The 11,821-nt window shown below is 76.1% G+C and carries 1 protein-coding gene; it reads right to left on the minus strand.

Annotated elements, in window-relative coordinates; genetic code table 11:
* Window positions 1-125: 125 nt before the first annotated feature.
* Window positions 126-11,567, minus strand: a complete 11,442-nt coding sequence (locus tag RM572_RS02700; RefSeq protein ID WP_394813498.1) for a type I polyketide synthase — start codon at window positions 11,565-11,567, stop codon at window positions 126-128.
* Window positions 11,568-11,821: the final 254 nt, after the last annotated feature.

Below are 11,821 nucleotides of genomic sequence, written 5' to 3' on the forward strand. Positions count from 1 at the left end.
GTGGCCACCCTGCCCACAGGAGGGGGCCGGTGTCGCACGGTTCGTCGATACGACCGCCGCGGCCCGCCCTACCCGGCGGCCGGGGCCCCCGGGAGTGACGGGTGCGGTGCGCCGGGCGGGTTCGGTCACGCCTCCCGGGCGCGCAGCCAGTCGTCCACGACGCCGGCGGTCGTCCCGGCCAGGTCCTCCATCATCGTGAAGTGGTTGCCGGGGACGTCCACGATGTCGTCGGCCTCGGTCCAGCCGGTCTGCCAGTCCTCCGGGGAGAGCGTGTCCCCGCCGGCCACCGGTTCCCCTGCCCGGACGAGGAGCCGGGGTGCCGAGAGCTTCCCGGGCGCCCAGTCGCCGAGCAGGTTGAAGTACCACGCCATGGCGGACAGCCGCGCGGTGTCCATGCGGGCGAAGCTCTCCTCCCGCGCGAACATCCCGCCGAGCAGCTGGTCCTCGAACTGGCCGAGGGAGTCGTCGCCGGGGACGTAGGTGTCGAGGAGGACGACTCCTGCCGGAGGGTGACCCGCCTCTTCCAGGTGGGCGGCGGTCGCGTACGCGAGGATGCCGCCCGAGGAGGAGCCGAGCAGCGCGAACGGCTCGTCGCCGACCTGCTCGCGCACCATCCGGGCGAGGAGCGCGAGGAGGGCGTCCTCCGTGGCGGGCAGCGACTGCCCGCTCGCGAACCCGGGCACGGCCAGCGCGACGACGTCCCGCAGGTCACGGAACTTGGAGGCGAACCGGGCGTACTGGTGGACGCCGGCGAGCGCCACCTGGGAGCTGATGCAGACCAGCCGCACCGGCGCCGGTCCGCCGGCGAGACGTACGGCCGTCGGCGACGCGGCGACCTCGTCCGCCGAGGAGAACGTGGGCCGCAGCCGGGCGACGCTCTCCAGCAGTGCGAAGCCCTCCTTGTGACGGCCCTCCTCGGCGGCCCGGCGGAACAGCATGCCGACCGTGTCGTCCGCGTCCCGGCGGGCGGCGGGAGCCGGTTCGGCGCCTTGCGGGCTCTCCGGGCCGGTGGCCGCGGCGAGTTCGCCGGACAGGTGGTCGGCGAGGTCGACGGGCGAGGTGTGGTCGAACACCAGGGTGGCCGGGAGCCGCAGCTCGGTGGCGGCGGCGAGCGCGTTGCGCAGCTCGACCGACGTGAGGGAGTCCAGGCCGAGTTCGAGGAAGACCGCGTCCGGTGCGATCGCGTCGCCGGACGGGTGGCCGAGCACGGCCGCGGTGGCGGCCCGTACGGTCTCCAGCACGGCGGCCCGGCGGGCCTCCGGTTCCATGCCGCGCACCCGCTGGGCCAGGGACGGACCGGCCGGTTCGCCGGACGCGGCGGCGCGGCGCGGCGAGCGGCGCACCAGGCCCCGGAACAGCGGCGCCGGTTCGGGCCCGAACGCCGAGGTGTCGAGGCGTACGGGGACGAGGGCGGCGTCGGGCGTGCGGAGCGTCTGGTCGAGGAGCTGGAGCCCTTCCTTCTCGGTGAGGGCGAGGACGCCGCCGCGCGTCATCCGGCCGCGGTCGGTCTCGTCGAGCCGCCCGGCCATGCCCTGTTCCCAGGCGCCCCAGGCCAGCGACAGGCCGGGCAGTCCGTCGGCGCGGCGCTGTGCGGCGAGCGCGTCGAGGAAGGCGTTGGCCGCGGCGTAGTTGCCCTGCCCGGGGGCGCCGAAGGTGGCGGCGGAGGAGGAGAAGAGCAGGAACGCGGACAGCGGCGTGTCGCGGGTCAGTTCGTGCAGGTGGAGCGCCGCGTCGATCTTGGCGCGGAAGACGGCGTCGAACCGTTCGGGGGTGAGGGCGGAGACCACGCCGTCGTCGAGCACGCCGGCGAGGTGGACGACGGCGGTGAGCGGGTGGGCGTCCGGGATGCCGTCGAGGGTGGCCGCCAGCGCGTCCCGGTCGGCCGCGTCGCAGGCGGCGAGGGTGACGTGGGCGCCCAGCGCGGTGAGTTCGTCGCGCAGGGCGGCGCCCTGGGCGGAGGCGGCGCCGCTGCGGCTGAGCAGCAGCAGGCGGCGGACGCCGTGGTCGGTGACGAGGTGCCGGGCGACGGGGCCGCCGAGCGACCCGGTGGCGCCGGTGACCAGCACCGTGCCGTCCGGGTCCCAGGCGTGGGCCGGGTCGGCGGGCGCGGGAACGCGGGCGAGGCGTGCGGCGCACACCCGGCCGTCGCGCACGGCGAGTTGGGGTTCGCCGGTGTCGAGTGCGGCGGGCAGGGCGAGCACCGAGTCGGGCTGGTCGTCGAGGTCGACGAGCACGAAGCGGCCGGGGTTCTCCGTCTGGGCGCTGCGCAGCAGGCCCCACAGCGGCGCGGCGGCGAGGTCGCCGGGGCGGTCCGGGCCGGTGCCGACCGCGGAACGGGTGACGAACGCGAGCCGGCTGCCGGCGAGGGCGTCGGCTGCGAGCCAGGTCTGCGCGGTGCGCAGCGCGTGTGCCGTGACGGTCCGGGCGGCGGCCGGGGTGTCGTCGCCGTCGGAGGCGCCGTCGGCGCCGTCGGAGCCGTCGGAGCCGTCGGAGCCGTCGACGGCGACGAGGACGAGTTCCGGCAGCGTCATGCCGGTGGAGACGGCGCCGGTGAGCGCGTCGAGGTCGGCGAACGACTCGACGGGCACGCCGGCTTCGGTGAGCGGGCCGGTGAGGTCCAGGGTGTCGGAGCCGACGAGTGCGCAGCGGCGGGTCTCCGGCTCCGCCCCGCCCGCGGCGACGGGCGTCCAGTCGACGCGGAACAGGGCGTCGGACCAGTTCTCCGGGCGCGGCGCGTCGGACGGTGCCCGCAGGGCGAGGGCGCCCACGTCGGCCACGGCACGACCGGACGGGTCGGCTGCGGCGATGGCCACCTCCTGCGGGCCGTTCGCCGTGAGCCGCACCCGCAGCGAGGCGGCGCCCGTGGCGTGCAGGGCGACGTCGCCGAAGGAGAACGGCAGGAGGCGCCCGGCGCCCTCGGGCAGGAGGAAGGCGATGCCGTGCAGGGCGGCGTCCAGCAGCGCGGGGTGCAGGCCGTAGTGCGGCGCGGCGGCGCGCACCGGTTCGGGCAGCGCCACTTCCGCGAACAGCTCGCCGTCGCGCTGCCAGGCGCCCTGCAGGCCCTGGAACGCGGGGCCGTAGGCCACGCCCTCCTCGGCCGGGTCGTCGTAGAGGCCGTCGACGGGCACCGGCACGGCGTCGGCGGGCGGCCACACGGTGGCGTCGAACGGGTCCGCCTCGGCGGCGGGCCGGTCGGTGAGGGTGCCGGTGGCGTGGGTGGTCCAGGGCGCGTCGGCGGGGGCGCCGACGATGCGGGACAGGATGCGGACGGTGCGGTCGCCGGTCTCGTCCGCAGGTCCGGTGACCACCTGGAGCTGCCGGTCCTGGGTGACGTCGAGGGGGAACGGCGCGGCGAGGACCAGTTCCGCGACCCGGTCGGAGCCGGCGTGGTCCCCGGCGTGGACGGCGAGTTCGAGGAGGGCGGTGCCGGGGAGCACGGCGCTGCCCGTGACCCGGTGGTCGGCCAGCCACGGGTGGGCGGCGGACGGCAGCCGCCCGGTGCACACGGTGCCGCCGTCGGGCAGCGGGAGGCAGGCGCCGAGCAGCGGGTGCGCGGCGCCGGCCAGTCCGGCGGCGCTCAGGTCGGCGGGACCGGTGCCGGCGTCGGCCCAGAACCGCTGGTGCCGGAAGGCGTACGTGGGCAGCTCGACGCGGCGGGCGCCGCTGCCGGCGAACAGCGTCTCCGCGTCCAGGTGGTCGCCGTGGGGCAGGACGGCGGCCAGTGCGGTGGCGAGGGTCTGCGCCTCGGGGCGGCCGCGGCGGAGCAGGGAGACGACGAACGGCTCGGCCGTCTCGCGGCCGGTGGTGCCGGGCTGTGGGGTTTCGGTCTCGAGGATCTCGCGGACGGCGGGGGCGAGGGCGGTGTCGGGGCCGAGTTCGACGAAGCCGGTGACGCCGCGGTCGCGGATCCGGGTGACGGCGTCGTGGAACCGTACGGCCTCGCGGACCTGCCGCACCCAGTACGCGGGGTCGCCGTACCCGCCCTCGGGGGCGTCGGCGGCGGTGGGTTCGCAGGGGATGCCGGCGGGGTGGTAGGTGACGGACTCGGCGACTTCGCGGAACGCCTCCAGCATCGGCTCCATGCGGGCGGAGTGGAAGGCGTGGCTGACCCGCAGGCGCTTGGTGCGGCGGTCGGCGAAGTGGTCGGCGACGCGTGCGACGGCGTCGTCCTCCCCGGAGAGCACCACGGCGTCCGGGCCGTTGACGGCGGCGAGACCCACGTCGTCGCCCAGGTGGGGGCGTACCTCGTCCTCGGTGGCGCGGAGCGCCAGCATCGCGCCGCCGGGCGGGAGTTCCTGCATCAGCCGGCCGCGTGCGGCGACGAGGCGGCACGCGTCGTCCAGGGTGAGCACCCCGGCGACGTGGGCGGCGGCGAACTCCCCGACGGAGTGGCCGGCCAGCACGTCCGGGCGCAGGCCCCAGGACTCCAGCAGCCGGTACAGGGCGACCTCGACGGCGAACAGCGCGGGCTGCGCGTACCCGGTGCGGTCGAGGAGGGCTTCGGCTCCGGGTTCGGGCTCGCCCCAGAGCAGCTCGCGCAGCGGGCGGTCCAGGTGCGGGTCGAGGCGGGCGATCACGTCGTCCAGGGCGGCGGCGAACACCGGTGAGGCCGCGTGCAGTTCACGTCCGGCACCCACCCGCTGGGCGCCCTGGCCGGTGAAGAGGAACGCGACCTTGCGGGGGGCCGCCCTGCCGTGGCCGGTGCCGGGTGCGGGGGTTCCGGAGGCGAGGGCGTCCAGGGCGGCGAGCAGTTCGTCGCGGTCGCCGCCGACGGCCACGGCGCGGTGGTCGAAGCGGCTGCGGCCGGTGGCGAGGGAGAACGCGGTGTCGAGCGGGGTGAGTTCGGGGCGGTCCGCGAGGTGGTCGCGGAGTGCGGCGGCCTGCGCGCGTACGGCGTCCGGGGTGCGTCCGGAGAGCAGCAGCGGCACCGTCGGGGCGGGGCCGTCGGGCCGGGCGGGCTCGGGCTGCCGGCCGGCGGCCTCGATCACGACGTGGGCGTTGGTGCCGCTGATGCCGAACGAGGAGATGCCGGCGCGCCGGGGGCGGTCGTCCTCGGTGTCCCAGGGACGTGCCTCGGTGAGCAGTTCGACGCTGCCGGAGTCCCAGTCGACCTGGGTGCTGGGCTCGTCGACGTGCAGCGTCGGGGGCAGCACGCCGTGCCGCATGGCCTGCACCATCTTGATGACGCCGCCGACGCCGGCGGCCGCCTGGGCGTGGCCGATGTTGGACTTCAGGGAGCCGAGCCACAGCGGCCGGTCCTCGTCCCGGTCCTGGCCGTAGGTGGCGAGCAGCGCCTGCGCCTCGATGGGGTCGCCGAGCACGGTTCCGGTGCCGTGACCCTCGACCGCGTCGATCTCGCGGGGTGACAGTCCGGCGCGTTCCAGCGCCTGGCGGATGACGCGCTGCTGCGACGGCCCGTTGGGGGCGGTGAGGCCGTTGGACGCGCCGTCCTGGTTGACGGCGGAGCCGCGCACCGTGGCCAGGACGCGGTGGCCGTTGCGGCGGGCGTCGGAGAGGCGTTCCAGCAGCAGCATGCCGACGCCCTCGGACCAGCCGGTGCCGTCGGCCGCGGAGGCGAACGACTTGCAGCGGCCGTCGGCGGCGAGGCCGCGCTGGGCGCTGAAGTCGATGAACGTGCCGGGGGTGGCCATCACGGTGACGCCGCCGGCCAGCGCGCTGTCGCACTCGCCCTCGCGCAGCGCCTGCGCCGCCATGTGCAGGGCGACCAGGGACGAGGAGCAGGCGGTGTCGATGGTGACGGCCGGGCCCTCGAGTCCGAGGAGGTAGGCGACGCGGCCGGTGACGACGCTGCCCGCCGAACCGGTGCCGAGGAAGCCCTCGGCGCCCTCGGGCACGGTGTGCAGCCGGGACAGGTAGTCGTGGTACATCACGCCGGCGAACACGCCGGTGCGCCCGCCCCGGAGGGTCGCCGGGTCGATGCCGGCGGCCTCGACGGCCTCCCAGGAGGTCTCCAGCAGCAGTCGCTGCTGCGGGTCCATGACCAGGGCCTCGCGGGGGGAGATGCCGAAGAACGCGGCGTCGAAGTCGGCGGCGTCGTGCAGGAAGCCGCCCTCGCGGACGTAGGTGGCGCCGCTCGCGCCGGGGTCGGCGGCGAAGAGCCGGTCGAGGTCCCAGCCGCGGTCGTCGGGGAACGGGGTGACGCCGTCGGCGCCGGTGCTGACCATCCGCCACAGGTCGTCGGGGTCGTGGACGCCTCCCGGGTAGCGGCAGGCCATGCCGACGATGACGATCGGGTCGTCCTCGGCGCGCTGCGCGCGCCGGGTGGGCCGCGCGGCGGGTGCGGTGGCGGCGTCGCCGCCGAGCAGCCGTTCCAGGAGGTGGTCGGCGACGGCGGCCGCGGTGGGGTGGTCGAAGACGAGGGTGGCGGTGAGCCGCAGGCCGGTGGCCGCGTTGAGGTGGTTGCGGAGTTCGACGGCGGTCAGCGAGTCGAAGCCGAGGTCGCGGAACGGCTGGTCGACGGCGACGTCGTCGGCGCCCTCGTGACCGAGGACGAGGGCGGCCTGTGCGCGGACCAGGTCGCGCAGTGCCGGGAGCCGGTCCTCGGCGGGCAGCGCGGTGAGCCGGTCGACGAGGGTGGCGGCCTGGGCGGAGGTGGCTGCGGCGGCCTTGCGGCGGGGGCGCCGGACCAGTCCGCGGAACACGGGCGGCAGGTGCTCGCCGGTCTCCCGCAGCGTGCCGAGGTCGAGCCGTACGGGGAGGACGGCGGCGTGGCCGGTGGCCGCGGCCGCGTCGAACAGGGCGGTGCCGTCGTCGGCGGTCAGCGGGATGACGCCGCCGCGCGCCATGCGCCGCAGGTCGGCGTCGTCGAGGCGGCCGGTCAGCTCGCTCGCCTGCGCCCACAGGCCCCAGCCCAGGGAGAGTCCGGGCAGACCGGCCGCCCGGCGGGACGCGGCGAGGGCGTCCAGGAAGGCGTTGGCGGCGGCGTAGTTGCCCTGACCGGGCGCGCCGAGTGCGGCGGAGACGGAGGAGAACACCACGAACGCCGACAGCGTGCTGTCGCGGGTGAGGTCGTGCAGGTTGAGGACGGCGTCGACCTTGGGACGCAGCACCCGTGCGACCCGGTCGGCGTCGAGGGAGGTGACGGTGGCGTCGGCGATGACGCCGGCCACGTGCACCACGCCGGTCAGCGGACGGTCGGCGGGGACGTCGGCGAGCACGGCGGCCAGCGCGTCCCGGTCGGCGGCGTCGCAGGCGGCCAGGGTGACGCGGGCGCCGGCGTCGGTGAGTTCGGCGGCGAGCGCGCGGGCGCCGGGCGCGTCCGCGCCCCGGCGGCTGAGCAGGAGCAGGTCGCGGACGCCGTGCGCGGCGACCAGGTGGCGGCAGATCACGCCGCCGAGTTCGCCCGTCGCGCCGGTGACCAGCACCGTGCCGTCGCCGTATCCCGTGGCGTCCGCCTGCGCGCCGGGCGCGGGGGTGGCGCGGGCGAGACGGCAGGCGAGCACGCCGCCCTCGCGGAGGGCGAGTTGGGGCTCGTCGGGGGCGGGGGCCTCGGTGACGGGGGCGGAGGTGTCGAGGAGCTGGAAGCGTCCGGGGTGTTCGGACTGCGCGGACCGCACCAGCCCCCACACGGCCGCGCCGGCCAGGTCGGTGACCGCGTCGCCGTCCCGGGCGGCGACGGCGCCGTCCGTGACGAGGACGAGGCGGCTGTCCTCGAACCGCTCGTCGGCAAGCCAGCCCTGGATCAGCTCCAGGGTCTCCAGCACGGCCTCGTGCACGGCCTGCGCGTCGGTGGCGCCGGGACGTCCGGCCGGTGCGAGGACGACCGCGGGTGCCTCCTCCCCGCCGTCCAGCGCGGCGCGCAGCGCGGCCAGTCCGGGGTGGCGGGTGCCGGACGGGAGGAGCCGGGCGGTGTCCTCGGTGCCGAGGACAGCCGTGGGGCCCACGTCCGGGTCGGCGGCGGGGGTGGTCGTCCGCGTCCAGTCGAGGCGGAACAGCGCGTCGGCGGGCGCGTTTCCGGCAGCGTCGGGCGCGCCGCCGGTGAGGGCGTCGACGGCCATGGGGCGGAGCGTCAGCGACCGCACGTCGGCCACGGCGCGGCCGGACACGTCGGCGACCTGGACGGTGAGGCTCTCCGGGCCGGTGACGCGCAGCCGTGCGCGGAGCGCGGTGGCGCCCTCGGCGTGCAGCGTCACGCCGCTCCAGGAGAACGGCAGCCGGCCCGGGGTGGCGTCGTCCGGGGCGGCGGACGGGTCGCCGCCCCCGGCGTCGAGGGCCATCGCGTGCAGCACCGCGTCCAGGGCGGCGGGGTGCAGGTGGAAGGTGTCGGCGTCGGACTGCTGACCGGCGCCGGAGGGGCGGGGCATCAGCACCTCGACGAACAGTTCGTCGTCCACGCGCCAGGCGCGTTCGAGGCCGCGGAAGGTGGGCCCGTACTGGAGGCCGAGCCCGGACAGGTGCGCGTAGAGACCGGACGCGTCCAGCGCCTCGGCGTCGGACGGCGGCCACGCGGCGAGGTCGGCGGGCGGCGTGGCGGTGGCGGGCGCCAGCGCACCGGAGGCGTTCTCCGTCCACTGGCCGGCCGGATCGTCGTCGCGGCGGGAGGACACCTGGAGCGCACGGCAGCCGGTGTCGTCCGGGGGGCCGACGAGCAGCTGGAGGTGCACGACGCCGGTCTCGGGGACGACCAGCGGGGTGGTGAGGGTCAGTTCGTCGACCTGTTCGCATCCGACCCGGTCGCCCGCACTCAGCGCCAGCTCGACGAAGCCCGTGCCGGGGAAGACGAGCCGGCCGGCCACCTGGTGGTCGGCCAGCCACGGGTGGCTCTGCGCGGAGATGCCACCGAGCATCAGCACGTCGCTGCGCCCGGCGAGGGTGATCACGGCTTGGAGGAACGGGTGCCCGGCGCGGGTGGAGCCCAGCGGCTGGGAGCCGACGGACAGCCGTGCGGTCGGCCAGTAGCGCTGGTGCTGGAAGGCGTAGGTGGGCAGGTCGACGACCCGGGCCCGGGCGGGGGCGTAGTACGCCGCCCAGTCGACGGTGCCGCCGTGCGCCCAGAGCCGGGCGAGTGCGGTGAGGACGGTGCGGGGTTCGGGACGGTCGCGGCGGAGGGCCGGGACGGCGAGCGCCCGTTCGCCGCAGGTCTCCTCGATCGCGGCGACCAGTGTGGCGTCGGGGCCGAGTTCGACGAAGCGGGTGACGCCCTCGGCGGCGAGGCGTGCGGCGGCGTCGGCGAAGCGGACGGTGCCGCGCAGCTGGTCGACCCAGTAGTCGGCGGTGAACTCCGCCACCAGGTCACCGGTGAGCGTGGACACCACCGGCAGGGTCGGCTCCGCGTAAGTGATGCCTGCGGCGACGCGGCGGAAGTCCTCCAGCATCGGGTCCATCAGGACGGAGTGGAAGGCGTGACTGACCTCCAGCCACCGCGACTGCCGCCCCTCCCCCAGCACGGCCGCCACCTGCTCCACGGCCTCCCGGGCACCGGAGACCACGACCTGACCCGGCGCGTTCACCGCGGCGACCGACACGCCCTCCACCAGATGCGGCTCGACCTCCTCCGGCGTGGCACGCACCGCCCACATCGCGCCGCCCTCCGGCAGCGCCTGCATCAACGACGCCCGCGCCTTCACCAGCGCACACGCATCCGCCAGCGACAACACCCCCGCGACGTGCGCGGCCGCCAGTTCACCCACGGAGTGCCCGGCCAGGTAGTCCGGCTTCACGCCCCACGACTCGGCGAGGCGGAACAGCGCCACCTCGACCGCGAACAGCGCGGGCTGCGCCCACCCCGTCTGCCGCAGCACACCGTCGCCGTCCTCGAACATGACGGCCCGCAGACCCTCGAAGTGCGCACACACCTCGTCCAGCGCCTCGGCGAACACCGGGAAAGCAGCCGCGAGTTCACGCCCCATCCCCGCACGCTGACCACCCTGCCCCGAGAACACGAAGCCCGTCAGGCCGTCGGTCACCTGTCCGGTGACGACGTCCGCGGAGTGGTCGCCCGCAGCGAGCGCCTCCAGTCCCGACCGGAGTGCGGCCGGGTCCGCGGAGAGCACCACGGCGCGGTGGTCCAGGCCCGAGCGGGCCGTCGCCAGCGACAGGCCCACGTCCGCGGGCGGGTCCGTCGCGACCCCGCCGGCCAGGCGTGCGGCCTGGCCGGCGAGTGCGGCGGGCGTCCTGCCGGAGACGAGCCACGGGACCGCCGGAAGCGCGGTGGCGGGCCCCTCGGCGGGCTCGTCCGCCGGGGCGTCGGGCGCGTCCGGGGCCTCTTCGAGGATGACGTGCGCGTTGGTTCCGCTGATGCCGAACGAGGAGACACCCGCACGGCGCGGACGATCGGACCGTGGCCAGTCGCGGGCCTCGGCGAGGGGTTCGACGGCTCCGGCGGACCAGTCCACGTGGGACGAGGGCGTGCCGACGTGCAGCGACTGCGGCAGCTTCTCGTGCCGCATCGCGAGGATGACCTTCATCAGTCCGGCGACGCCCGCCGCGGCCTGCGTGTGACCGATGTTGGACTTGACCGACCCCAGCCACAGCGGACGGTCCGCCTCCCGTCCCCGCCCGTACGTCGCGAGGAGGGCCTGTGCCTCGATCGGGTCGCCGAGCGAGGTACCGGTGCCGTGCGCCTCGACGGCGTCCACCTCGGATGCGGCGAGGCCGGCTCCGGCCAGCGCCTCGCGGATGACGCGCTGCTGAGACGGCCCGTTCGGCGCGGTCAGGCCGTTGGACGCGCCGTCCTGGTTGACGGCGGAGCCCTTGACGACGGCGAGGACCCGGTGGCCGTTCTTCCGGGCGTCGGAGAGACGTTCCAGCACCAGCACGCCGGCGCCCTCGCCCCAGCTCGTGCCGTCGGCGTCGTCGGAGAACGCCTTGCACCGGCCGTCGGCCGCCAGCCCGCCCTGCCGTTCGAACTCGACGAAGGCGCCCGGCGTCGACATCAGCGTCACGCCGCCCGCGAGGGCGAGGGAGCACTCGCCGGACTGGAGGGACTGCGCCGCCAGGTGCAGGGCGACCAGGGACGACGAGCACGCGGTGTCGACGGTGACCGCGGGCCCTTCCAGGCCCAGCGCGTAGGAGATGCGGCCGGACAGCACGCTGCCCGCCGTGCCCGTACCGCCGTAGCCGTCGGCCTGTTCGCCGGACAGGGCGAGTACGGCGCCGTAGTCCTGGCCGTTGGTGCCCGCGAAGACGCCGACGGGCAGGCCGCGCAGCGACAGCGGCCCGATGCCGGAGCGCTCCAGCGACTCCCAGACGACTTCGAGCAGCATGCGCTGCTGCGGGTCCATCGCCAGGGCCTCGCGCGGGGAGATGCCGAACAGGCCGGCGTCGAAGTCCGCGGCGCCGTCGACGAATCCTCCGACGCCCTGTCCGACGTCCCAGCCGCGGTCGGGCGGGAAGGCGCCCATGGCGTCGACGCCGTCGGCGAGCAGCCGCCACAGCGCCTCGGGCGAGTCGACGCCTCCCGGGAAACGGCACGCCATGCCGACGACGGCCACCGGCTCGCCGCCGGTCGCCTCTGCTTCGCGGAGTCGCTGTTTGGTCTCGTGCAGCTCGAGAGTGACCTTCTTCAGGTACTCGAGCAGCTTGTCCTCGTTGACCATCGGGCTCACCGCGTTCCGATCTCGTTGTCGATCAGGTCGAAGATGTCGTCGGCCGTCGCGGCCTCGATCTTCGCGGAGACGTCGGGCCCGCCGTCAGCGTCCGCGGCTGCGTCCAGGCGTTTCATTAGCTGTTGCAGCCGGGCGGTCACCTTCATCCGGGAGACTTCGGAGGCGGGCAGGGCGAGCAGGGTGGCCTCCAGCCGGTCGAGGTCGCCGTCGGCGTCCCGGCCGCCCCCGGCGGAGTCCGCGCCCAGCTCGCCGAG

Source organism: Streptomyces hazeniae, from assembly GCF_031845485.1.
GTDB classification, from domain to species: domain Bacteria; phylum Actinomycetota; class Actinomycetes; order Streptomycetales; family Streptomycetaceae; genus Streptomyces; species Streptomyces hazeniae.